Origin of the sequence: Prevotella amnii CRIS 21A-A (genome assembly GCF_000177355.1) — a bacterium.
GTDB classification, from domain to species: domain Bacteria; phylum Bacteroidota; class Bacteroidia; order Bacteroidales; family Bacteroidaceae; genus Prevotella; species Prevotella amnii.
In genome coordinates, this window is sequence record NZ_ADFQ01000027.1 from 75,600 (window position 1) to 99,335 (window position 23,736).

A 23,736-nucleotide genomic window follows, 5' to 3' on the forward strand; every position below is an offset into this window, starting at 1 on the left:
AATGATTTGCAAGAGCATAAAAAGTAAAAGTAAAAGAGTCTTCAGTTTTTTACTTATGATGCGCAGCTTTCACATTCTTCCACTTCTAACGACTTGCTCCTAACATAGTATATTGTTTTCACACCACATTTCCATGCTAAAAGGTATAAGTTAAGCACTTGCCTCATAGTGTAATCGTTTGTTATATAAAGGTTCATGCTTTGTGCTTGGTCTATATGTCGTTGTCGAATGCCTGAGGCACGAACGCTCCATTGCTGGTTAATGTAGTATGCACCTTTATACATCCAGTAAGTTTTATCAGACAGTTCTGGTGCTACACGAGGTAATATAGCTCCTTTTTTCTCTTCGAGGAAGAAGCGTTGCATGATAGGATCAAGCCCTGCTGTGGTACCTGCTAAAATACTTGTGCTGCTTGTAGGTGCTACAGCTAAAAGATAAGCATTGCGCATACCTTGTGTTTGTACCTTTTCCTGTAAGTGTTTCCATTTATCGCTGCGGTAATCGCGTTTTTTAAAGTAAGCTCCTGTTTGCCAGTCGCTACCATTGAAGTATTCGTAGCTGCCTTTTTCTTTGGCTATATCAGAGCTGGCTTTTATAGCTGCGTAATTGATAGTTTCAAACACTTCGTCCATAAATTCTAAGTGGCGATCGCTTTCCCATTTTATTCCTCGTTTTGCTAAGGCGTGATGATAACCACTTACCCCAAGCCCTATGCTACGATAGCGATGATTAGTAATTTTAGCAAAAGGTACTGGGTAAAAGTTGAGGTCGATAACGTTATCTAAAGCTCTTACAACGGTGTTAATCTTATCGCACATAGCGTCTTTATCCTCTAAAGGTAGCCTGCCTAAGGATAGACTGGCTAAGTTGCACACAACAAATTCGCCGGGCTTAACGGTAGTTACTACCACCTTATCGCCATTTTCTGTTTTCACCTCTTGGCTTATTTCTTCTATAGCAGCCATGTTTTGTGCTATCTCTGTACAAAGGTTAGAACAGTAAATAATGCCTTTATGACCATTAGGATTAGCGCGATTAACAGTATCTCTGTTAAAAGTAAATGGTGTACCTGTTTCTACTGCCGAACGTAGAATAAGCCTGATAAGGTCTTTTATGCTTATAACACGGCGTGAAAGGCGTGTGTCGTCTATACATTCCTGATAGTGGCGTTCCCATTCTTCGCCATAGAAGTCTTCTAAAGCATATCCTTTAACACGTAAAATCTCATTAGGACAGAATAAAACCCAATTCTGATCAAGGTTTTGTTCTGCCATACGCCAAAACAAGTCAGGGTAGCATACGGCAGGGAAGATGTCGTGAGCCTTCATACGATCATCACCGTTATTTGTGCGCAACTGTAAAAATTCAGGAATATCCTTGTGCCAAACATCTAAATATACAGCCACTGCACCTTGTCGCATACCAAGCTGATCTACAGCTACAGCAGTGTCGTTTACCAATTTCATCCAACGTATTACTCCGCCTGCAACACCTTTAAAGCCACGAATATCACCACCTGTGGCACGTACTTTACCAAAATACATTCCCATACCACCACCAAACTTGCTCACTTGGGCAAAGTTGTCAATGCTGCGATAAATGCCGATAAGGCTGTCTGGTACAGTGTCTATGAAGCAGCTTGATAGCTGATGGCTTGGCTTACGAGCATTAGAGAGTGTAGGAGTGGCCATGGTTACTTCCAGCTTGCTTAGCAAGTCGTATATTTTTCCTACCCAAGAGAGCCTGTTTTCCTTTTCGGGCATTGCCAGATGCAGGGCAATACCCATATACATTTCTTGTATGCGCTCTATTATTTTATGATCGAAAGTGCGAATTAGGTAACGTTTAGATAGAAGGTCTAAACCACTATAATTGAAAAGGTAGTTACGACTGTTATCCATTCGTTTTTCTGCCCATGCTATATCTTCTTTAGAATAGTTTTCTAAAATATAGCCACCATATAACCCTTCATCTGTAAGATAGCGTATCTTGTCATAAAAAGAACTAATCCCCAGCTTACGTTCTACCTCGTCTATGTTACGATTTATCTGAAAGCTAAGCAGCCTACCTGCTATCATCTCCCATTTAGGACATTCTGCAGTGGTAAGTTCTACGGCAGCTTTAATAAGAGCATTCATCTTTTCCTTTTGTGTCATTAAAGGTTTAGAGAAGCTCATAAACTTATCTGAAAGTAATGTTACGCTGTATTCTGCACTACGAAAGTCTTGCCTAATACCATTGAGGACTTTTTCTATCTCATTATCGCCAATATTAAAAGCAATGTTTTTTATATATTTGCGTTGTTCGTTGCGTTGCCAACGAAAGAGAATATAGCTTTTAGCTTCATCGAAAAACCCATGTTTCATTAATGTCTTCTCAACACGGTCTTGAATACTTTCTACATCGCGCTTGTCGGTGTTCTCTTTTATGAAGCACTCTACCTCTAAAGCCATCTCTTCTATTTCTTTCTGATGCCCTGTATTTTCGGTGCTTATAAAGCTTTTACTTATTGCTATTATTATTTTAGATGGTGTGTAAGCTTCTATGCTGCCATCTCTTTTTGTAATGTTCATTATAATAAAATCCGTAAAAAATGTATAAAAGAAGAGCTATTTTGCGCTACTATATGGTATCATGGCTAACGCATCGGCTATTTTTTCTACACCTTCCTGTAGTGGCCCTGCTACCATGCCTTTTGCAAAAAAAGGAATATTGGCGTCTATAGTAAGCTTTATTTTAGATGAAGAATCGTCTGTAGGGAGTATTTGTATCCAAAAATTAAAAGATAAGGGCGAGTTTTCACTGGCAAACTTTATAGTTTTAGGTTCATCACGCTCAATGATGCGCATGGATATTTTCCCAACAGGGTTTACAGATATAGATATTGTATCTTCATCGAAGGTAAGATCCTTTAGCTTATCATCAGGGATCTGGCTCTTTATACGTTCTATATTAGTTAGATTGCTTAGCATATTATACACATCTTCTTGTGGATAAGCAATCTGTTTTATACTACTTTCAAATTTACTCATTTTATTTATTCCAATTAGAAGGGTCTTTACGCCAGTTGTTTAATAGCGCAACATCACCTTGTTTTATATATCCTGTTTCTAAAGCTTTTTCTACTACATGCTCATAATCGGTAAGAGTAACAAGCTCTACACCAGCTTCTTTAAATGCTTGTTCTGCTATAGGGAAACCATAGGTGTAAGAAGCCACCATACCTACTACCTTTAATCCTGCTTCACGTAGAGCAGCTACAGCTTTTAGAGAAGAGCCACCTGTAGAAATAAGGTCTTCTACTACTACCACTTTCGATCCTTTAGGAAGTTCGCCCTCTATTTGATTTTTCATACCATGATCTTTTGGTTTAGGGCGTACGTATGCATAAGGTAAAGCCAGCTCTTGTGCCACAAGCATACCTTGTGCAATAGCCCCAGTAGCTACTCCTGCAACGGCAGAGGCTTCAGAGAAGTGTTTTAAGATGGCATGTACCAACTCTGTTTTTACAAAGGAGCGCACATCATGATAAGATAATGTTTTACGGTTATCGCAATAAAAAGGAGATTTCCACCCACTGGCCCATGTAAAAGGGTCGTTTGGTTGTAACTTGATGGCTTTAATACTTAGGAGCTTTCCTGCAAAAACTTTCTTTAGATCTTCCATAAAATGAATTATAAGTGATTGTTTGTATCTGCAAACTTACATATTTTTTTTGAGATAGCTCTCCCTTTTATCTTCAATCTTATGTATTACCTTTTATTTACCATTTATAATAAAAGCATTTAATATGGGTATAGTTAAAAAATAAAAGTTTATTAACGATAACGTTTTCTTTTTATAATATATCTATAAAGACAGGCTTTTATATGTTATGTTTTTAGGAGCAGGTGATATTAGTCTTTAGCATATCCCAGTCCGCAGATGCTTAGTTTTACCCCTTCAGCCTTTAGTAGTTCTTTGCTTATTGCGGTAATAGTAGCCCCCGTGGTAATAATATCATCTATAATAAGCAGATGTTTGTTTTTTATTATCTCTTTATTAATCAAGGTAAAAGCGTTCTTTACGTTTTCATTTCGCTGCCAACGATCAAGTTTTGTTTGGCTTTGTATGAAAACATCTCTACATATAACATTGTTTAATATAGGTATATTTACTACATTGCTTATCCCCCTTGCTATCATTTGGCTCTGATTGTATCCTCGCTGTTTATACCTATATTTGGAAATTGGAACTGGAAGGAGAGCGTCTATTCCTTCGAAGAAGCCATTACGAGTATATATCTTAGCTATAGTCTCACCAAAAAAAACACCTATATCGGGACGATCGCCATATTTGAGAGCATAGATAGCATTACTTATTTGGGTATGATGCTGATAAAAAAGATATGCTACGCAGCGTTCAATAGGTATTTTACCCCAAAAACATCTTGCTAACTCATTGTCGTAAGGTGATAAATAGTAATTGGTTCGGTTAAAATGTAATGTACAAGTAGCACAAATAACATCTTCAGAAAGGCTTAATCGCTTTTTGCAAACACAACATTCACGTGGAGCTATTAGGTCTATTATGCTCGACCATATATTAAAGTTCTTCCTCATCTATAACAGTATCAACACATTGTTTAATTAAATCGAAAGAGAACCCTTTGGAAAGACCATACTTTATTAGTTTTACAGATCGTTCGTAGTCGTTATTAGCATTAATAGAGGGGTATTTGTTTTTAAGTAGTGGGCGTAGCACGGTGAGGTATTCTTCGTCTGGTATAGCATCGAGGGCAGGCGTATATATCTTACTATCTATGTGCTTTGCCCACAGTGCTTGTTCTATTTTGCGTCTTCCCCATTTATTATACTTTATTTTATCACTTATAAAAGCCTTAGTATAACGTTCATCATTGATATATCCATAATCAAAAAGTTTCCCTAAGATGCGCACTTTAGCTTCTTCGGAAAGCCCCATTTTGTACATCTTGTCCATTATCTCGCTTGAACAATGTTCAGCTTTTGCACAGAAATTGCCCATTTTTTTTAGAGCTTGTTCTTCTGTTATAGGTTTCTTTTGTATCATAAAAAAAGAGTAGCTTTTATAAATCGTTGTTTATCAAACTGGTCGTTCCTGTATTGTATCATTGTATAGCCTATATCTTCGAGCATGTTTTTTATATCATTAATATATAAAGGATTAGTTTCAAAATAAAGAGAGCCTCCTTTTATTAAAGCTGATTTTCCAATATTAGCAATAGCTCTATAGAAACGTAAAGGGTCATCGTCAGGTACAAATAGCGCAATATGTGGTTCATGTTTGAGTACATTATCAGACATTGACGTATGCTCTTTACAGCAAATATAAGGAGGATTGCTTATAATAACATTCCACTTTCTTTCACTTACATTTACATTGAAAACATCTTGCAACCGGAAATTTACCTTTCCTTTTAAGGCGGAAGCGTTTTCTTTAGCAATAAGCAAAGCCTCTTTGCTTATATCCCAAGCTGTAACATTACTATGTGGAATATCGAGCGAAAGGGTAATTGCTATACATCCACTTCCTGTTCCTATATCCAAAATTTTTATATTATTAGAATCTAATAAGTTACAAGCAGTAGTACAACAATCTTCTTTCACCCATTCTACAAGTACTTCAGTTTCTGGGCGTGGTATTAATACTCCGGAGCGCACATGAAAGGATCTACCTAAAAAAGTTTCTTTACCTAACACATATTGTACGGGCTCAAACGATTCTATACGGCGTATTAATTCCTCGAGTTTTAGCAGTTGTTCTTGGGATAATTCATTAACTTTGCCTATAAGAATATCAGCAAAGGAAAGATTAAACTCCTCTTCTAAGATAAGTCTGATAATGGCTTGTGCTTCACGTGGATTGTATAAAGGGGTTAGCCTTTGCCAAAGATGTTGATATTTCATAATGGCAAAGTTATAAAAAATAACGAAAATGGAATTAAAAGAAATCGATGAAATGTACATGCGGCGCTGTTTGCAGTTGGCAAAGAATGGCATGCTATTAGCTAAACCTAACCCGATGGTGGGAGCTGTGATAGTGTCGGATAATGGTAGGATTATAGGTGAAGGTTATCATATATGTTATGGAAAGGAGCATGCAGAAGTAAACGCTTTTGCTTCTGTACGAAAAAAAGACGAACACTTATTATCTAAAAGTACGATTTATGTAAATCTCGAACCTTGTTCGCATTTTGGTAAAACTCCACCTTGTGCAGATCTTATTATAAAAAAAGGTGTAGGCAGAGTGGTGTGTGGCTGTATAGATCCTTTTTCTGTGGTATCAGGGAGAGGTGTTCAGCGTATAAGAGAAGCAGGAATACCTGTTAGTGTGGGTGTTTTGGAACGAGAATGCTTAGCACTTAATAAGCGCTTTATAACGTTTAACACAAAAAAGCGTCCATATATAATATTAAAATGGGCACAAACAGCTAATGGATTTATAGGCATAAAAGGAGATGTGCTTAAGATTTCTACTTCGTTTACTAAAATGCTTGTTCATAAGTTGCGAGCAGAAAATGATGCGATAATTGTAGGGAGAAACACTGAAATGTTAGAGCATCCACAGCTCAATGTACGAAAGTGGTGGGGGAAGAGTCCTTTAAAAGTAGTATTATCATCTACTTTGCCTGAAGCTATTCACGATATACCTACTCTTTTAAATGAGTTACACAGAAGAATGTGTCAAAGTGTTATTATCGAAGGTGGTGCTATGACTTTAGAAAACTTTATTAAGAATGATTTATATGATGAAATAAGAGTAGAAGAGTCGTCATTAACTATAAAAGAAGGAATTAAGGCTCCGCAACTTCCTACAGACATAAGAGTAGTGAAAAAAGAATATTTTGATAATGTTATTACTACTTATAAACGATAAGTGTTTCATTTTCTAATAGTAATATTTATCTTATGCTTTGATAAATAAGGAAAGAATTAATCGTGGTATATCTTTTGATTTCCAGGTAAAATTATTATCTTTGTAGCTTGTTAAAGCAGTAAAAATATTTCTAAGATATACTATGCAGGCAATGATATTTGCGGCGGGTTTAGGTACTCGTTTAAAGCCCCTTACAGAAACAATGCCCAAGGCGTTGGTGCGAGTGGGCGGTAGAGAGCTTCTTGATAGGGTTATCGTGCGGCTTAAGGACGCTGGTGCGACTCATATAGTGGTGAATGTGCATCATTTTTCAGAGCAAATAATAAATTATTTATGTGTTCATAATTATGGAATACGTATAGATATATCCGACGAAACTGAGCAGCTCCTTGATACAGGTGGTGGTATTAAGCGAGCTGCTTCTCTTTTTAGTAGAGAAGAACCTGTTTTAATACATAATGTAGATATATTGAGCAATGTAGATTTAACAAAGTTTTATAACAATGCTTCTAATAGTGTTGCTGATGCTTTGTTGCTTGTTAGTAGTCGTAAGACTGAGCGTTATCTTATCTTTTCTGAAGATATGCGTTTGATGGGTTGGACAAATTTGTCTACTTCTGAAGTAAGATCGCCTTATGCAGAGCTTCAAGGTTTATGTTTTAAGTCTCCTTGTGATAGCGTTGCTTTAGCTCATGGCTATCGGCTTTATGCTTTTTCGGGTATTCATGCGGTGTCATCTTCAGTCTTTGATGTGATGAGGCGTGAAGAAAGTGATGTTTTTCCTATAATAGACTTTTACTTACGTCATTGTCGTGAGCTTTGTTTCCGTGGCGAGGTGAAGGACGATCTAAAGCTAATTGATGTAGGAAAGATAGCATCGCTTGATGATGCAGAGCTTTTAGTAAAACAGTTATAGTGTATGTGGGCTTATAATAATATTTCTTAAATATAAGCTTTCTCTTAACAAAAACAAAACAAGATATGCAACAAAAGATTATCATTTTAGATTTCGGTTCACAGACTACCCAGCTTATAGGTCGCCGTGTGCGCGAGTTGGATACCTTCTGTGAGATTCTTCCTTACAACAAGTTTCCTAAAGATGACCCCTCTGTTATAGGTGTTATACTTTCAGGTTCCCCTTATTCAGTGCATGATCCTGAGGCTTTTAAGGTAGATCTTAGCGATTTTATGGGTAAGATACCTGTGCTTGGTATATGTTATGGTGCACAGTTTATTTCTCAAGAATGTGGAGGTAAGGTGGAGCAGACGGGCACTCGTGAATATGGTCGTGCTAATTTGGCTACTGTCAATACAGATAATGCTCTTTTTAAGGGGTTCGATGAGCATTCTCAAGTGTGGATGTCGCATGGTGATACAATAACAGCAATTCCTGTAGATTGTGATATTGTTGCGTCTACTGCTGATGTTAAGTATGCTGCTTATGCCTTTAGGAATATACCAGTATGGGGGGTACAGTTCCATCCTGAGGTATATCATTCTTTACAAGGTTTTGAGTTACTTAAAAATTTTGTTGTAGATATTTGTGGCAGTAAGCAGAGTTGGAGTGCAGCGTCTTTTATAGATACTACTGTAGAGGAGCTTAAAAACCAGTTGGGTAATGATCGTGTTATATTAGGTTTGTCAGGTGGAGTAGATTCTTCAGTTTGTGCTGTGTTGTTAAATAAAGCCATAGGTAGTAACCTTACTTGTATATTTGTCGATCATGGTATGCTCCGTAAGAATGAGTATAATAAGGTTATGGAGGCGTATAAAGGGTTAGGCTTAAATGTAGTGGGGGTTGATGCTTCGGATAAGTTTTTTAATGATCTTCAGGGAGTTACCGATCCTGAGCAGAAGCGTAAGATTATAGGTCGTGATTTTGTGGAGGTGTTTAACGCAGAGGCTAAGAAAATTACCGATGCTAAGTGGCTTGCTCAGGGTACTATATACCCAGATAGAATAGAGAGTTTAAGTATCACAGGAATGGTAATAAAGAGTCATCATAATGTGGGAGGCCTTCCTTCTGATATGCATTTGCAGCTATGTGAACCTCTTCAGTGGCTTTTTAAAGATGAAGTTCGTCGTGTGGGGTACTCTTTGAATATGCCTGAACGTCTTATTAAGCGTCATCCTTTTCCAGGTCCCGGATTAGCAGTTCGTATATTGGGTGATGTTACTCGCGAGAAAGTTCACATCCTTCAAGAAGCTGATGATATTTATATAGAGAAGATGTACAATTATATTATGGCTGATGGATCGAGTCTTTATGATAATGTTTGGCAAGCAGGTTGTGTGCTGTTGTCTACTATTCGTTCGGTAGGTGTTATGGGTGATGAACGCACGTATGAGCATCCGGTAGCATTACGTGCTGTAACTTCTACTGATGCAATGACAGCCGATTGGGCTCATTTACCTTATGACTTTTTATCTGATGTTTCTAATGAGATAATCCGTAAGGTAAGAGGAGTAAATAGAGTTTGTTACGATATCTCTTCAAAGCCTCCTTCGACAATAGAATGGGAGTAGACTATATAGAAGGAAAATATTATTTTAAAAGTAATGTATCTTGTTTATATCTTTGTACAAAAGATGTTAAAGCTACTGTAATATTAAGATATGTTACTTGCATAAATATATGATAAGATGTACTTTTGTAAAAAGTTTTTTTAGTGGTTAATTTAGTTTTAGTATTTATTCCTTGGGTGATGTGATATCAGCCAAGGTTTTTTTTAATATGGGTATTAAGCAGAAAAGTAGAAAAGATAAGTATTATTAGCGTAGTAATAAATAATATGAAAAAAAACAATCGTTTTTCTTTTTTATTCTTATCTTTGTATTTAAAATGACAATAAGTTAGAATATGGAAATACAAGAAAGATTTATTAATTATACTAAGTTTGATACTCAGTCTGCAGATGAGTCGGATACTATACCAAGCACTTTGAAGCAGCTCGTCTTTGCTAAATATCTAAAATCAGAATTAGAGAAAGAGGGATTAAAAGACGTAGAAATGGATAGTATGGGTTATATTTATGCCACTTTACCATCTAATAGTAAGCGTAAGATCCCAACAATAGGTTTTATATCTCATTATGATACAGCTCTTGATGCAAGTGGTGCTAATGTTAAAGCTCGTATAATAAGCAATTATGATGGAGGTGATATTCGTTTGAATGATGATATGGTGTCTTCACCTTCACGTTTTCCTGAGTTATTAGAGCATAAAGGTGAAGATCTTATAGTAACCGATGGCACAACTCTTCTTGGTGCAGACGATAAAGCTGGTATTGCAGAGATAGTGCAAGCAATGTGTTATCTTCGTGATCATCCTGAGATAGAACATGGTGATATTCGTGTTGGGTTTAATCCTGATGAGGAGATAGGAATGGGCGCTCATCATTTTGATGTAGAGAAATTTGGTTGTGAATGGGGTTATACCATTGATGGAGGTGATATAGGAGAATTAGAGTTTGAAAATTTTAATGCGGCAGGAGCAAAGCTATTGATTCATGGTAGAAGTGTTCATACTGGTTATGCTAAAGGTAAGATGATTAATGCAAGTGTATTAGCATGTGAATTTCAGTCTATGATACCAAAGGATGAGCTTCCTGAAACGACAGAAGGTTATCAAGGTTTTTACCATTTGTTGGGTATTGAGAGTCGTTGTGAAGAGGCTACTTTAAGTTATATTATCCGTGACCATGATCGTCAGCGTTTTGAGGCTCGTAAGGCGTTCATAGCTTCTTGTGTAAAAAAGCTAAATGCAAAGTATGGTGATGGCACTGTAGAACTAAAACTTACCGACCAGTATTATAATATGAAGGAAAAGATAGAGCCTAATATGCATGTTATTGATCTTGTTCTTCAGGCTATGCATGAAGCAGGTGTAGCTCCTAAGGTACAGCCTATTCGTGGTGGAACAGATGGTGCACAGTTGTCTTTTAAAGGATTACCTTGTCCAAACATATTTGCGGGCGGTGTTAATTTTCATGGACCTCATGAGTTTGTTTCCATTCAGGTTATGAAGAAAGCCATGGAAGTTATAGTAAATTTATGTCGTCTTACAGCCGATTATAATGCTTAATAATATTTTATTATAGAGAGAGAGCTTCTTTTTTATGTATGTATAATGAGAAGTTTCTCTCTTTTTCTTTGAAAAACATAAGAACATATTTCTTTTTATGAGTTTAATTTCTGATCTCGCCTTGATTCTTATAGTAGCAGCCTTTGTTACGATTATTTTTAAAAAACTTAATCAGCCGTTAGTGCTTGGTTATATAGTAGCAGGCTTTATAGTATCTCCTCAGATGCCTTATACAATGAGCGTGATAGATAAGGCTAATATTCATACGTGGGCAGATATAGGGGTTATCTTTTTATTATTTTCGCTTGGTTTAGAGTTTTCAATTAAGAAGATATTAAAGATGGGTGCATCTCCTATTATATCAAGTATGATAATAACCTTTTCAATGACCTTTTTAGGTTTTGTTGTTGGTCGTTTCTTTGGTTGGGAGCAGATGGACTGTATGTTTTTAGGTGGTATGATAGCAATAAGTTCTACTACTATTATATATAAAGCATTTACTGACATGGGATTGACGCAAACAAAGTTTGCTATAAATGTGATGAGTGTTATCATTTTGGAGGACATTCTTGCTGTTGTAATGATGGTGATGCTTAGTACAATTGCAGCTGGTAATGGTCTTAGTGGTAGTCAGATATTAGGTAGCTTGATAAAAATAGTATTCTTTCTTGTGTTGTGGTTTGTTATAGGGCTTTTTGTTATTCCTTTAATATTACGTTCTGTGCGTAAGTATCTTAATAACGAGACGTTGCTTATAGTAGCTTTAGGTTTATGTTGTCTAATGGCAGTATTGTCTACAGAGGTAGGTTTTAGTGCAGCTTTTGGTGCTTTTGTAATGGGTAGTATACTTTCGGAAACAGTAGAAGCTGAACGTATAGAACATTTAGTAGAGCCTGTTAAGAATCTTTTTGGTGCTATTTTCTTTGTTTCAGTGGGTATGTTAGTAGATCCTGTAATATTAGTGAAGTATGCTGTGCCTATTCTTTTGCTAACGCTAACAGTACTTTTGGGTAAGATTATTTTTGGTACATTAGGATATTTTCTTAGTGGTCAGCCCTTGAAGACATCTATGCGTTGTAGCTTTTCTATGGCTCAAGTGGGTGAGTTTGCTTTTATTATAGCTTCTTTGGGTTTATCTTTGGGTGTAATAGCAAAATTTCTTTACCCTGCAGTTGTTGCAGTATCGGTAATTACTACATTTCTTACTCCTTATATGATACGTGCAGGTGAGCCTGCTTATAATCTTCTTACTCGGATTCTTCCTAAGTATTGGGTACGTCGTTTAGAGCATATTCAGGCAGCTCCTACTTATAATCCTATAAATGAGCGTTATTGGCATCGTCTTGTAAAGTCGATGATTTCTAGTACTTTGATTTATAGTATATTGTCTATAGCTGTTATAGCGGTGATGTTTTCAGTGTTATTACCATATTTGCGTAATATATCTGTAGAGTGGTTTAATGTGGAGTGGGTAGGTAATACTGTTTGTGGTGTTGTTACATTAGCATTGATAAGTCCGTTTTTGCGTTCTATTTTGATGAAAATAAATCATTCTGAAGAGTTTCGTATTTTATGGATTCGTAATCGTCTTAACCGTCTTTCTTTAATAGGTACTATGGTTATTCGAGGTTTTGTAGCAATGGGTTTTGTCTTTTATGTTATTAATTATTTATCTCGTTTTCGTACAGCTCTTATTATAGTAGTGGTATTAATAGTGCTGTTGCTTATAGTATTATCTCGCACATTAAAGGCTCGTAGTATATCTTTAGAACGTGTATTTGTGCAAAATCTTCGTAATCGTGATCTTCATGCACAGATACGGGGTGAGGCTAAGCCACATTTTGCAAATGACCTTCTCGACCGTGATATACATATAGGAACAATAGAAGTGCCAGAAGGCTCATCGTGGGCAGGTAAGTCGTTAAGTAGCTTAGAGCTTAGAACTCGTTTTGGTGTACATATAAGTAGCATAATTCGTGGTAGTAGACGTATCAATATTCCTAATGGTAGTGTGCATATTTTTCCAAATGACAAAATAGAGGCTATTGGTGATGATGAGCAGTTAACGAAGTTTTCTTCGGCTATAGAGCATGATGTTATTGATTATGATATAGATATAGAGAAGCGTGAGATGAAACTTCGTCAGATAGTAATAGCGTCAGATAGTCCTTTTGTTGGTAAGAGCATTCAAGAAAGTGGTTTGCGCGATCGTTATAATTGTATGGTAGTAGGTATTGAACAGGGACAACAAAAGCTCACTCTCATAAATCCTAACATACCTTTAGTATCAGGCGATGTTATATGGGTAGTAGGTGAGGAGAAAGATCTTAAAAACATAGGAGGTTAGTTAGATAAAAAAGAGATTGTTTTAATCTAAGTATTTTCGTTGTATTATTTATATATTATACCTTTATTAATATAGATGGTATAGATGTTTATATGATAGAATATAGGGTGATGTTAGATCTAACATCACCCTATATTTATGAAATGATAAGTTGTTATTTTTTTTTACAAAAAAGAAAAGAGTTTAGAAATTGTTTTCTTGTAATTGGAAGAAGCTCTTTGGATGGTTGCAAGTAGGGCAGAACTCTGGAGCCTTCTTACCTATTACTATATGACCACAGTTACGGCATTGCCATATTGCATCTCCATCACGTGAGAATACTACTTGATCTTCGATATTCTTTAGTAGCTTACGGTAACGTTCCTCATGATGCTTTTCTACAGAACCTACGAGCTTAAACTTGGTAGCTATACCTTTAAACCCTTCTTCTATAGCGTCTTTAGCCATTTGGTCATACATATCTGTCCACTCATAGTTTTCACCATCTGCGGCATTTTCCAAATTGGTAGTTGTAGTGGGTATTACACCTCCATGTAAAATCTTAAACCATAGTTTAGCATGCTCTTTCTCGTTGATAGAAGTTTCTGTAAAGAAGCCTGCTATCTGCTCGTAACCTTCACTTTTAGCTTTTGAAGCGTAGTATAGATATTTAGTATGTGCTTGACTTTCACCAGAAAAAGCTGCCTGAAGATTAGCTTCAGTTTTAGTTCCTTTTAGCTTTTCAGAATCTATCATTTCCATTTTGTTTGCTTTAGCATGGCATACAGGGCATTCAGCCAATGGTTCCTCGCCCTCATACATGTACCCACATACGGTACAAATAAATACTTTTTTCATAATGTTTTTATTTCATAATGTTTTTATATAGCTTTTCCCTTTTTAGGGAAGAAGAATAAGTTAGTATATTTCTTGTTTGTAGCAAGAGAATATTTCGTAACTTATCTTTATTAAAGCAGATGTTAACTGCTTAAAAGTGGTGCAAAGATAAATATTCTTTTTGTAATATTTTCTGAAAAAGGAAAAGAAAATAATCTTATGCGGTCTATTTTTACATTTTCTAAGTAGTAATATTTTTTGTTTTCATTTAATGATTATGGTTTAGTAGATAGATAGCTTTGGTTTGTGTATAATAGTTTTGAATGCTATGGTATTGATTTGTTACAGTGTTTTCTTGTGTTTTGTTATTATGAGAAAATCTTTATAGTTTTTCTTTTTATATTTATTAGTATAATGATAAAAAAGCTGCCCCTTTTTATTATTTAAGGGACAGCTTTTTCTTAATTTATTAATTTGTTATGATGTTTAAATTGTTTTCAACATTACATCATTCCACCCATACCAGGATTCATTGCTGGCATAGCTGGGGTCTCTTCTGGTTTATCTACGATAAGACATTCTGTAGTTAGGAACAATCCTGCGATAGAAGCGGCATTCTCTAATGCTACACGAGCAACTTTAGCAGGATCAATAACACCAGCTGCGCGAAGATCCTCGTATTGTTCTTTGCGAGCATTGTAACCAAAGTCTCCTTTACCCTGACGTACTTTGTCTACTACAACAGCACCTTCGCCACCTGCGTTGAATACAATCTGACGTAAAGGCTCTTCGATAGCACGGCATACGATGTTTATACCTGTTTGCTCATCACCGTTTTCACCTTTTAGATTTTCTAAAGCCTCTTGTGCACGAATGTATGTAGTACCTCCACCTACAACAACACCTTCTTCAGTAGCTGCACGAGTAGCACATAAAGCATCGTCTACGCGGTCTTTCTTTTCTTTCATTTCTACCTCAGAGTTAGCACCTACATATAATACTGCAACACCACCTGAAAGTTTAGCCAAACGTTCCTGCAATTTTTCTTTATCGTAAGAGCTTGTAGAGTTAGCTATCTCGGTCTTTATTTGTGCCACACGATCTGCTATAAGCTGCTTCTCGCCACCACCATCTACTATAGTAGTATAGTCTTTGCTAACGGTAACTCTCTTAGCATGACCAAGCATGTCTAAGGTTGTCTTGTCAAGGGTTAAGCCTTTCTCTTCGCTGATAACGACACTACCTGTTAACACTGCAATATCTTCGAGCATAGCCTTACGACGATCGCCGAAGCCAGGAGCCTTTACAGCACATATCTTCAAACCTGCACGAAGACGGTTTACAACAAGTGTTGTTAAAGCCTCAGAGTCGACATCTTCTGCTATTACCAATAATGGTCTACCACTTTCTGCAACAGGCTGGAGAATAGGAAGGAAGTCTTTTACAGAAGAAATCTTTTTATCGTAAAGCAAGATATAAGGATCTTCCATCTGACACTCCATCTTATCTGTATCGGTTACAAAATAGCCAGATAGATAACCGCGATCGAACTGCATACCTTCTACTACACCAATAGATGTTTCACGAGTTTTGCTTTCTTCTATTGTTATTACACCGTCTTTAGAAACTTTGCGCATAGCGTCAGCTAATAGCTTACCTATTTCAGGGTCATTATTAGCAGATACAGTAGCTACTTGCTCTATCTTGTCATAGTTATCACCTACTATCTCGGCACTATCTTTTATAAAATCTACAACCTTATTTACTGCCTTATCTATACCACGTTTTAAGTCCATAGGGTTGGCACCTGCTGCTACATTCTTTAAGCCCTCGTTAACTATAGCCTGTGCGAGAATGGTAGCTGTGGTAGTACCATCGCCAGCATCATCACCAGTTTTGCTTGCTACACTCTTAACAAGCTGTGCACCAGCGTTCTCAAAAGTATCTTCAAGCTCCACTTCCTTAGCTACAGTTACACCATCTTTAGTTATTTGAGGAGCACCAAACTTCTTGCCTATTACTACGTTTCTACCCTTAGGACCAAGGGTTACCTTTACTGCGTTAGCCAACTGGTCAACACCGCTCTTTAATAGCTCACGTGCGTCTTTGTCAAACTTAATATCTTTAGCCATTGTTTTTACTTACTTTATATTAAAAAAATGTTGTAATACTTTGCTTTCTTATTTTACTACTGCCAAAACATCGCTTTGGCGCATCATAAGATATTTCTCACCCTCACACTCTATCTCAGTGCCAGCATATTTGCCATATAACACCTCGTCATTAACCTTCAGAATCATTTCTTCATCTTTAGTGCCATTGCCCACTGCTATTACTTTGCCACGCTGTGGCTTTTCTTTAGCTGTATCAGGAATGATAATTCCACCTACTTTTTCTTCTGCTGGTGCAGGGAGTACCAATACTCTGTCTGCTAATGGTTTGATTGTCATAATTATTATATTTTTAAAAGTTTTAAATCTGTATTATCTTTTTTGGATAGCCCATATATAATATTAGGCTTTTCGCTATGATATATGCCAAAATCGTGCCAAAGGTAGGCTTCTGACATAAAATCATGCCAAGATGGCAGATAAAGATTTTACTTATTTCTTATTTTAAGAGGTGTGCATCTTTTGTTGTTATGCCTTGCGAAATAGGTGTAAAGAAGTTTTTTTCCTTCAAAGCAACATATAAAAGCTAATATGTACACCAAAGAAAGGTGTAATATTAGCTAAACATTTTTCTTTAGAAACATATTATTTATAAGTGTAGATAACCTGTATCATAGTTTGCCCTACTGCTTTTAAGCTGTTTTTATCAATATGTTCTATAGTGTCGTATATGGTATGCCATGTCGGACCAAAAGAGCTTTGTTGGCAATCAGGATAGTATGGAATGACATCTATTGTAGGAATACCAGCTTTTTTATTTATAGGAATATGATCATCTGTAATCATTCCCCCCATATCATCAGGAAAAAAAGATTCATATCCTGCTTCTTTAGCAGCATTCCATACACGCTCAACAACGTCAGGAGCATACTGCATAGACATTCCTTCACGATAAAATTGTGCTCCCTCGCCACCTACCATATCTAAGAGAATACCAAATAGTGGCTTTGTTTTCTTATAGTAATTATCAGCAAAGTATTGTGCTCCTAAAGCCCAACTCTCTCCGGTATCTGTTACAGTATGTTCCCATGAGGGTACTCCCCAGTCTTCGGCATCGAAGCAAACGAAATCGATACCTATATTTAAAGGTTGTTTTTTCTTGTTTAATATGCGAGATAGTTCTATCATAACAGCTACACCACTTGCACCATCGTTAGCTGCCATAACAGGTTTTTTATGGTTGGAAGAGTCGGGATCGTTGTCAGCCCAAGGACGAGAATCCCAGTGAGCACATATCAAAATACGTTTTTTTGCATTGGGATTATATTGTGCAATGATGTTAGTAGCCCTTAATATGGTACCGTCATAGCCTTTTAAGTTGGCATTTTGCTCTTTTACAGTACAGCCATATTCTTTAAATTTTTTCACTATCCATGCTCTGCATTTTTCATGTGCGTCCGAGTTCATTATGCGTTCGCCAAACTTGCATTGTGCTGCAATGAAGGTATAAGCTGAGTCTTCATTGAAATTAGGTCCTACAGGTTTTGCTATAGATACATCTTTTTGCTCGTCATTATTAGATGATTTAGAATTATTCTTTCCTTTACAGCTTATGGTAGATGTAGCTATTATTATTAAAATAAGGGCAGAAAGAAGAAATGTTATATTTTTTTTCATGTTTATTCTGTTGTGTGAAATTCTAAAAAAAACTATTAAACTTGTTGCACTTGCGCCATAACACGAAGCCAATTTTTACCCCATATCTTTTCTATATCATGTTCATTATATTTGCGACGAAGTAAATGAATGGTAAAATTAATCATCTCACTGGCATCAGCCATTCCTTTTATGGTGCCATCTCCATCGAAGTCGGTACCTATACCAACGTGGTCTATACCCATAATCTTTATGGCATGCTCAAGATGTTCTATGGCGTTAAGTATAGTGACTTGACCTTGTGTTTTTAAAAAACCATGATAAAGCGTGATGTGAGCTACACTTCCTTTTGCGGCAAGTGCTCTCATTTGGTCATCTGTAAGGTTACGAGGAACATCGCAAAGAGCTTTACTGTTAGAGTGGCTGCATACTATAGGTTTTTGGCTTATGTCTAAAGCGTCATAAAAACTCTTCTCGCCCCCATGGCTAAGATCCACCATAATGCCATTTTTATTCATTTCTTGTATAACCTTTTCGCCAAAAAGGCTTACACCTCCATGAGTGTTTGAGCCACGTGCAGAGTCGCAAATATCATTGTCTCCGTTATGGCAAAGGGTAATATATGATACTCCACGTTGTGCAAAATGTTTAATATTTTCGAGTTTCCCGTCTATAGCAAGCCCGTTTTCAATGGCTAATATTATACTTTTTTTATTGTTATGTTTGTTTTCATAGAGGTCAGACGGTGTGCGTGCAATAGCTAAATATTTGCTATTTTGATGTACTATCTGTTCTATTTTGTCAAAAATAAAATTTGTATAGCTAAAAGGGGTGATAATGTTAAGTTGCTCTTTGAGATCAGGATTATATCGTTTTAGTCCTTCAATATCTATTTTTGAGGCAAACAATTCTCCTTTTTTAGGTTGTGGAAGATAAGCTACCATGGACACAGCGTCTTGTCGTCCCTCGGTCATCTTGTGTAGGTCATAAAGTATGCGAGGGTCTCTTTTCTCAAAATGTACTCCTTGAGGGAAGAACATTGGTGTGTCACAATGGGTGTCAAGTGTAAGAATGTGTTTATGTACTTGTTTAGCAGAACAAAATATACTTGCCTGTTTTACAAGCCACGAAAATAGCTTCCCTCCTTCTTCTCCCATCCATTCAGGATGCCATTGCACTCCTATTAAGGGCTTACATTCTACACTTTCTATAGCCTCTATAACTCCATCTGGAGCAAGTGCTGATACTTGAAAATGTTTGCCAGGTGTTTTTACAGACTGATGGTGATACGAATTAACAAAAATTTTTTCTGTTTTATAGATAGAAGATAAAATAGTGTTTGGTATAACAGTTACGCTATGTGTAGGTTCTGCTTTATCTGCGTCTTGTGAGTGTTTTATTTTTGCAGAATGAAAAGTAGCTACAGACTGGGTTTTTCCTGTTTTTTCATTATCAGAACACGTGTCTTCTATATAGTTTTCATAAATATCCTGCTGTACTTTTCCACCTAAAGCTGTTACCATAGTCTGAATACCACGACAAATGCCCATTATAGGTATTTGCCTGTTGAAAGCGAGATGGGTAATCATTAGTTCGGCTAAATCGCGTTTAGCATTAATGTTATGTAAATGTGGTGATGGCTCTTCACCCTCCCAAAGCGGATTAATATCACCGCCACCAGTAAGTAACAAACCATCTATCTTTTCCAAACTATTTAGTATTACATCTTTATCAGCGATGGGAGGTAGCAACATAGGTACACCTCCTGCTTTTACTATTTGTTCATAATATACCTCTCTCAATGTGGCATCTGTGTCAGTATGATTGGTTGTTATACCTATTATAGGCATGTTCTTATATTCTGGAAACCTATCATATACCTCTTGAAGATGAGCTTGTAGATTATAATCCATTCTGTTTTCTTTTCTCCTTTCTGTTTTTTCTTATATTTTTGATTATTCTTCTTCGTTAGAATTGTTTACAACAGGCACTTCCCTCTTTATGCTTTGTTCGAGAGAAATAAGCGTTTCTGTTGATACCACACCAGGTATACTTTGCATTTTGTTATTTAGCAAATCCATCAATTGCTCATTGTCCTTAGCATATAGCTTTACAAGCATGGTATAAGGCCCTGTCGTAAAATGGCATTCTACTACTTCGGGTATGTTATTTAGCCGAGATACTACCTCTTTATACATAGAACCGCGTTCAAGGTCTAACCCTACATAAGTGCAAGTGGAATAACCTAAACTTTTCGGATTTATATAATAACCACTACCCGTAATAACACCTTTTTCTACTAAATGTTGTACACGTTGATGTATTGCAGCACGCGAAACTTCACATTTTGCAGCCACGTCTTTAAAAGGCATACGAGCATTTTGTGATAGAATGCTCAGGATCTTTTTATCTAATTTGTCTATTTTTCCCATTTTTTGTTTTGTATTAAACAATAGAGAATTATGTGTTAGTTATAAAATATATTTTTATGTAGCACCTACACGGTTGTGAACATATCCTTATTGATAGAAAGCTATTCACATGGCATAGGTCCTAATAGAATAAACAAAAGTAAATAATCTATTTTTATTAGCAAACAATATGTTATAAAAAATGCGCCCAATAGGCGCATTTTTTTATTTAAAGTATTCTTTTTAATATATCTCGAAACTCTTTTATTTTTGCTTTTTTGTGGCTTTCTTCATAACCTTCTTTGCAGGCTCAGCCTTTTCTTCAGCTTTATTCTCAATACCTTTTAGTTCCATAGTAAATATTAAAGTAGAGTAGGGAGCTATCTTCTCGCCAGCTCCACGCGCACCATAAGCTAAGTCTTGAGGCACGAAAATAGTCCACTTAGAGCCTACGGGCATCATACAAAGAGCTTCAGTCCAGCCTTTTATAAGACCGCTAACACCAAAGACGTCATAGTCTTTACCATGTAGAGAAGTGGCGTCAAACACTTTTCCATCTATAGTCTTTCCCTCGTATACTACCCTTACTTGGCTATCCTTGGTAGGTATAGGGCCTGTTCCTTTTTGTAATATTATATATTGTAGTCCTGTAGCTGTGGTGATAACACCATCTTTCTTTGCATTCTCTGATAAGAAACGTTCGCCAGCTTCCTTGTTAGCCTTGTCTCTACTCTCCCGTAAAGCTATGCGTTTTGCTTCAAAATATTTTTCTGCTTTAGCTTGAGTAAACACGCTACTATCTTTTTCTAATGCTGCAACAAAACCTGCAAAAAGCTTATCATCGTCTATATTAACCCCTGTTCCTTTAAATTGCGACTTTATGTTAGGCAACATTTGCTTCTGTATTTGCTCTGCAATAGCAAGACCTGCCATGTAAGCTAAAAAGGCTTTATCAGAACGACGATTAAAAGCCTCTTTAAGACCACGAAGGAAATAGGCATTGTTAGCTTCTTTTACACCGTATTTTTGTGATAGATATTGGTCTAAACCTCCTGTAACAGCTGCACCAGTAGCATAACTTAATGTATCAGAAGGGGTTGTTAATATTATCTTATCAGCTACCTTTTGTTCTACTATTACCCTTTCCTTGTTTTTCTTTCTTTGAGCACTTATACTTGAGAATGCTCCACTAATCATAATGATGACTACTAAAGTTAAAATTTTCTTCATGTTTTCTTTTATTTATAATAATACTTGTTTATTACAATAAGGTCGATTCCTTAGAATCGACCTTACCGCACCATTAGTATATATATAATAGCTTATTTCTGTACAGGAGAAGTTACAGAAGGAGCTTTCTCTATAGATACAAGCTCTATTGTAAATATCAATGTAGAGAAAGGCTTTATCTGAGGACCTGCTTGTCTTGCACCATAACCTGCTGAGGCTGGTATGGTTATTTCCCATTTAGACCCTACTGGCATCTTTGTCAAAGCCTCTGTAAAGCCAGGTATAACCCCGCTTACAGGCATGGTAGCTCCGTCGCGCTGGTCGAAAACCTTACCATCTATAGTTTTACCAACGTAGTTTATTTTTACAATATCAGAAGTCTTAGGTGTTACTCCTGTGCCTTTCTTTATCTCAAGCACCTGAACACCTTGACCTAATGTCTTAATACCTGCTTTCTTAGCATTTTTTATAAGGTAAGCCTCATTCTGCTTTTTGTAAGCACCATATGTCTTTTCTGCGCTCTTTTCCTGAATAGCAGCAGCTACAGTTTGTTCTATCTTGCGAGCTTGCTGCACTGTTATCTTCTGACCCTTACCCTTTGCAGATGCAGCAAAGCCTGCTATGAAATTGTTTATAGATATGCTCTGTGTAGAGTCTTCTCCAAAGATTTGCTTATTAATCTGCTGCTTAATCATCTGACTAATTTGCTGACCAACACCTATACCTGCATTATAAGCCGATTTCTTTTTGTCATCTGCACTCTTAGTAGCATCGTTTAGACCCTTAACAAATTCGTCAATATAAGCAGTATCTATCTTCATAGAAGCAAGATATTGCTTAACGTTCTGACCTTGGTCGATACCGATAGCATAACTTAACGAGTCTACGTCCGATTTTAATTCTGCTTTTGGATTAGAGTTTCCACAAGAAGTGAAAACTGTTGCTGCTACAATAGCGGCAGCAGCGAATGTGATTTTTTTCATTTCGTTATTATTATTTTATATTTTCTCTTTTTTTATTTTACAGCAACAAGCTCTACTATGAATATTAACGCTGCACATGGAGGTATAGAACCACCTGCACCACGCTCGCCATAAGCTAGTGTGTAAGGAATGAAGAAACGATACTTAGCTCCTTCTTTCATTAGCTGTACACCTTCTGTCCAGCCTTTTATAACCTGATTAAGCCCAAAAGTAGCAGTTTGGTTACGATCGTAAGAACTGTCAAACTTTGTGCCGTCTATGAGTGTGCCTTCATAATGACACTCTACTGTAGATGTTGCAGAAGGCTGCTTGCCTGTGCCTTCACGTAATACCTCATACTGAAGACCAGATGGTAATACTTTTACACCCTCTTTCTTTGCATTCTCTGCTAAAAACTTTTCACCCTCTTCCTTGAAAGCTTTACCAGCCTCAGCCATTGCTGCAGCTTGCCTAGATTCCTTTTCTTGAAAGAATTTTTGCAATAGTTGCTGGGCTTCGCCCTGCTCCATCTTTAGTGATGTGCCAGAAAGAATATCCTTTATTGCTTGTGCAAAATCGTTAATATTTAGCTCTTTAGCACCCATTTCTGACAACTGGGTTCCGATACCAATGCCTAAGGCATAGCTTAATTTGTCCATCTAATTTGTTTTGTGTGTTAATTATAATTAGCTGCAAAGATAATATTTTTGCTACAATGAATAGCATTTCAGCTAATTAAAATTACTAAATTTGTATAGATTTATATTTTAGCTTAAAGTGTTACTATACTTTTTTAAGGAGATAAATAATAAATATTTGATCTTTTATCTGTTTACATGGCGACTTTTAATGATATGAAAATAAGACGCGAGTAGCAAAAATAATCTATTTTTAATATAAAAATAAATTAAAAATCGCCCAAAAATAAATTATTTTTCATAGTAACAACTTATCTTTCTTTGTAAAAAGTGTTATCTTTAGTCTTTCTTTATATTACTTTTACACGTTAAAATGGTGGTGAGATGGAAAAAGATATTAAAGCCTTGTAAAGCCTGAAAGAAAAGTGTATTTAAAAACGTTGATACGTGTGTTATTAATAGATTATTGATTACCCTTAATTCCGCAGTATTTTTTCTTGTGAGAAAATTTTATATGTTGAGGTGACATTTTGGATTTATCCATTGATATGGGGATTTTCTGGGGCTCTTGGTTCTTGCATAGT

The 23,736-nt window shown here is 36.4% G+C and carries 20 protein-coding genes; 5 read left to right on the plus strand and 15 right to left on the minus strand.

Annotated features, from left to right (window positions below):
• Positions 1-53: 53 nt before the first annotated feature.
• From HMPREF9018_RS03085 to prmC, 6 genes are all read right to left on the minus strand, one after another.
• A complete protein-coding gene (locus HMPREF9018_RS03085; protein WP_008447928.1) occupies positions 54-2,573 on the minus strand; it encodes a ribonucleoside-diphosphate reductase subunit alpha in 2,520 nt (839 codons plus the stop codon).
• A 36-nt stretch (positions 2,574-2,609) separates the two neighbouring features.
• Positions 2,610-3,032, minus strand: coding sequence for a polyketide cyclase (locus HMPREF9018_RS03090; RefSeq protein WP_008447938.1), 423 nt, complete (start codon positions 3,030-3,032; stop codon positions 2,610-2,612).
• Between the two features lies 1 nt (position 3,033).
• Positions 3,034-3,666, minus strand: coding sequence for an orotate phosphoribosyltransferase (gene pyrE, locus HMPREF9018_RS03095; RefSeq protein WP_008447963.1), 633 nt, complete (start codon positions 3,664-3,666; stop codon positions 3,034-3,036).
• 230 nt (positions 3,667-3,896) lie between these two features.
• A complete protein-coding gene (locus HMPREF9018_RS03100) occupies positions 3,897-4,601 on the minus strand; it encodes a ComF family protein (RefSeq protein ID WP_008448055.1) in 705 nt (234 codons plus the stop codon).
• The gene (locus HMPREF9018_RS03105; RefSeq protein WP_008447968.1) at positions 4,585-5,070 is read right to left on the minus strand and encodes a regulatory protein RecX; all 486 of its coding nucleotides are present in this window, start codon (positions 5,068-5,070) and stop codon (positions 4,585-4,587) included. The genes HMPREF9018_RS03100 and HMPREF9018_RS03105 overlap by 17 nt, the downstream gene beginning before the upstream one ends.
• Positions 5,067-5,927: a peptide chain release factor N(5)-glutamine methyltransferase gene (prmC, locus tag HMPREF9018_RS03110; RefSeq protein ID WP_008447981.1), complete on the minus strand. Its 861-nt coding sequence runs from the start codon at positions 5,925-5,927 to the stop codon at positions 5,067-5,069. The genes HMPREF9018_RS03105 and prmC overlap by 4 nt, the downstream gene beginning before the upstream one ends.
• 28 nt (positions 5,928-5,955) lie before the next feature.
• Here prmC and ribD point away from each other — a divergent pair, with 28 nt between their 5' ends.
• The 5 genes from ribD to HMPREF9018_RS03135 all read left to right on the plus strand — a co-directional run bounded on the left by ribD (position 5,956) and on the right by HMPREF9018_RS03135 (position 13,328).
• Entirely contained in the window at positions 5,956-6,897 is a 942-nt protein-coding gene (gene ribD, locus HMPREF9018_RS03115) for a bifunctional diaminohydroxyphosphoribosylaminopyrimidine deaminase/5-amino-6-(5-phosphoribosylamino)uracil reductase RibD (protein WP_008447945.1), read from the plus strand.
• A gap of 142 nt (positions 6,898-7,039) precedes the next feature.
• The gene (locus HMPREF9018_RS03120; protein WP_008447888.1) at positions 7,040-7,813 is read left to right on the plus strand and encodes a sugar phosphate nucleotidyltransferase; all 774 of its coding nucleotides are present in this window, start codon (positions 7,040-7,042) and stop codon (positions 7,811-7,813) included.
• 65 nt (positions 7,814-7,878) lie between these two features.
• Positions 7,879-9,423 (plus strand): glutamine-hydrolyzing GMP synthase, encoded by a 1,545-nt coding sequence (gene guaA, locus HMPREF9018_RS03125; RefSeq protein ID WP_008448068.1) that lies wholly within the window; start codon positions 7,879-7,881, stop codon positions 9,421-9,423.
• Positions 9,424-9,757: 334 nt separating this feature from the next.
• Positions 9,758-10,981, plus strand: coding sequence for a peptidase T (gene pepT / locus HMPREF9018_RS03130; protein WP_008447947.1), 1,224 nt, complete (start codon positions 9,758-9,760; stop codon positions 10,979-10,981).
• A 97-nt stretch (positions 10,982-11,078) separates the two neighbouring features.
• On the plus strand, positions 11,079-13,328 hold the full coding sequence (locus HMPREF9018_RS03135; protein WP_008448043.1) for a cation:proton antiporter domain-containing protein: 2,250 nt from the start codon (positions 11,079-11,081) through the stop codon (positions 13,326-13,328).
• 183 nt (positions 13,329-13,511) lie between these two features.
• On the opposite strand, the gene rbr is transcribed toward HMPREF9018_RS03135, so the two are convergent.
• The 9 genes from rbr to HMPREF9018_RS03180 all read right to left on the minus strand — a co-directional run bounded on the left by rbr (position 13,512) and on the right by HMPREF9018_RS03180 (position 23,173).
• Positions 13,512-14,165: a rubrerythrin gene (gene rbr, locus HMPREF9018_RS03140; protein ID WP_008448005.1), complete on the minus strand. Its 654-nt coding sequence runs from the start codon at positions 14,163-14,165 to the stop codon at positions 13,512-13,514.
• A gap of 482 nt (positions 14,166-14,647) precedes the next feature.
• Complete coding sequence (gene groL, locus HMPREF9018_RS03145) at positions 14,648-16,276, minus strand: chaperonin GroEL (protein ID WP_008448026.1); 1,629 nt, start codon at positions 16,274-16,276, stop codon at positions 14,648-14,650.
• A 48-nt stretch (positions 16,277-16,324) separates the two neighbouring features.
• Complete coding sequence (locus tag HMPREF9018_RS03150; RefSeq protein ID WP_008447979.1) at positions 16,325-16,594, minus strand: co-chaperone GroES; 270 nt, start codon at positions 16,592-16,594, stop codon at positions 16,325-16,327.
• Between the two features lie 306 nt (positions 16,595-16,900).
• A complete protein-coding gene (locus tag HMPREF9018_RS03155) occupies positions 16,901-17,932 on the minus strand; it encodes a M28 family peptidase (protein ID WP_008448041.1) in 1,032 nt (343 codons plus the stop codon).
• 35 nt (positions 17,933-17,967) lie between these two features.
• Positions 17,968-19,824 carry a gamma-glutamyl-gamma-aminobutyrate hydrolase family protein gene (locus tag HMPREF9018_RS03160; protein WP_008448062.1) on the minus strand — a complete coding sequence of 619 codons (1,857 nt, stop codon included), beginning with the start codon at positions 19,822-19,824 and terminating at the stop codon, positions 17,968-17,970.
• Positions 19,825-19,866: 42 nt separating this feature from the next.
• Positions 19,867-20,343 carry an Lrp/AsnC family transcriptional regulator gene (locus HMPREF9018_RS03165; RefSeq protein WP_008448060.1) on the minus strand — a complete coding sequence of 159 codons (477 nt, stop codon included), beginning with the start codon at positions 20,341-20,343 and terminating at the stop codon, positions 19,867-19,869.
• Between the two features lie 243 nt (positions 20,344-20,586).
• Complete coding sequence (locus HMPREF9018_RS03170; RefSeq protein ID WP_008447913.1) at positions 20,587-21,552, minus strand: FKBP-type peptidyl-prolyl cis-trans isomerase; 966 nt, start codon at positions 21,550-21,552, stop codon at positions 20,587-20,589.
• A 92-nt stretch (positions 21,553-21,644) separates the two neighbouring features.
• Positions 21,645-22,535, minus strand: coding sequence for an FKBP-type peptidyl-prolyl cis-trans isomerase (locus tag HMPREF9018_RS03175; protein WP_008447957.1), 891 nt, complete (start codon positions 22,533-22,535; stop codon positions 21,645-21,647).
• 32 nt (positions 22,536-22,567) lie between these two features.
• On the minus strand, positions 22,568-23,173 hold the full coding sequence (locus HMPREF9018_RS03180) for an FKBP-type peptidyl-prolyl cis-trans isomerase (RefSeq protein ID WP_008447884.1): 606 nt from the start codon (positions 23,171-23,173) through the stop codon (positions 22,568-22,570).
• Positions 23,174-23,736: the final 563 nt, after the last annotated feature.

What these genes read in the sequence shown, in the direction of transcription:
- HMPREF9018_RS03085 (WP_008447928.1), bottom strand. Translation starts at nt 2,573, where the DNA reads ATGAACATTACAAAAAGAGATGGCAGCATAGAAGCTTACACACCATCT.
- HMPREF9018_RS03090 (WP_008447938.1), bottom strand. Translation starts at nt 3,032, where the DNA reads ATGAGTAAATTTGAAAGTAGTATAAAACAGATTGCTTATCCACAAGAA.
- pyrE (WP_008447963.1), bottom strand. Translation starts at nt 3,666, where the DNA reads ATGGAAGATCTAAAGAAAGTTTTTGCAGGAAAGCTCCTAAGTATTAAA.
- HMPREF9018_RS03100 (WP_008448055.1), bottom strand. Translation starts at nt 4,601, where the DNA reads ATGAGGAAGAACTTTAATATATGGTCGAGCATAATAGACCTAATAGCT.
- HMPREF9018_RS03105 (WP_008447968.1), bottom strand. Translation starts at nt 5,070, where the DNA reads ATGATACAAAAGAAACCTATAACAGAAGAACAAGCTCTAAAAAAAATG.
- prmC (WP_008447981.1), bottom strand. Translation starts at nt 5,927, where the DNA reads ATGAAATATCAACATCTTTGGCAAAGGCTAACCCCTTTATACAATCCA.
- ribD (WP_008447945.1), top strand. Translation starts at nt 5,956, where the DNA reads ATGGAATTAAAAGAAATCGATGAAATGTACATGCGGCGCTGTTTGCAG.
- HMPREF9018_RS03120 (WP_008447888.1), top strand. Translation starts at nt 7,040, where the DNA reads ATGCAGGCAATGATATTTGCGGCGGGTTTAGGTACTCGTTTAAAGCCC.
- guaA (WP_008448068.1), top strand. Translation starts at nt 7,879, where the DNA reads ATGCAACAAAAGATTATCATTTTAGATTTCGGTTCACAGACTACCCAG.
- pepT (WP_008447947.1), top strand. Translation starts at nt 9,758, where the DNA reads ATGGAAATACAAGAAAGATTTATTAATTATACTAAGTTTGATACTCAG.
- HMPREF9018_RS03135 (WP_008448043.1), top strand. Translation starts at nt 11,079, where the DNA reads ATGAGTTTAATTTCTGATCTCGCCTTGATTCTTATAGTAGCAGCCTTT.
- rbr (WP_008448005.1), bottom strand. Translation starts at nt 14,165, where the DNA reads ATGAAAAAAGTATTTATTTGTACCGTATGTGGGTACATGTATGAGGGC.
- groL (WP_008448026.1), bottom strand. Translation starts at nt 16,276, where the DNA reads ATGGCTAAAGATATTAAGTTTGACAAAGACGCACGTGAGCTATTAAAG.
- HMPREF9018_RS03150 (WP_008447979.1), bottom strand. Translation starts at nt 16,594, where the DNA reads ATGACAATCAAACCATTAGCAGACAGAGTATTGGTACTCCCTGCACCA.
- HMPREF9018_RS03155 (WP_008448041.1), bottom strand. Translation starts at nt 17,932, where the DNA reads ATGAAAAAAAATATAACATTTCTTCTTTCTGCCCTTATTTTAATAATA.
- HMPREF9018_RS03160 (WP_008448062.1), bottom strand. Translation starts at nt 19,824, where the DNA reads ATGGATTATAATCTACAAGCTCATCTTCAAGAGGTATATGATAGGTTT.
- HMPREF9018_RS03165 (WP_008448060.1), bottom strand. Translation starts at nt 20,343, where the DNA reads ATGGGAAAAATAGACAAATTAGATAAAAAGATCCTGAGCATTCTATCA.
- HMPREF9018_RS03170 (WP_008447913.1), bottom strand. Translation starts at nt 21,552, where the DNA reads ATGAAGAAAATTTTAACTTTAGTAGTCATCATTATGATTAGTGGAGCA.
- HMPREF9018_RS03175 (WP_008447957.1), bottom strand. Translation starts at nt 22,535, where the DNA reads ATGAAAAAAATCACATTCGCTGCTGCCGCTATTGTAGCAGCAACAGTT.
- HMPREF9018_RS03180 (WP_008447884.1), bottom strand. Translation starts at nt 23,173, where the DNA reads ATGGACAAATTAAGCTATGCCTTAGGCATTGGTATCGGAACCCAGTTG.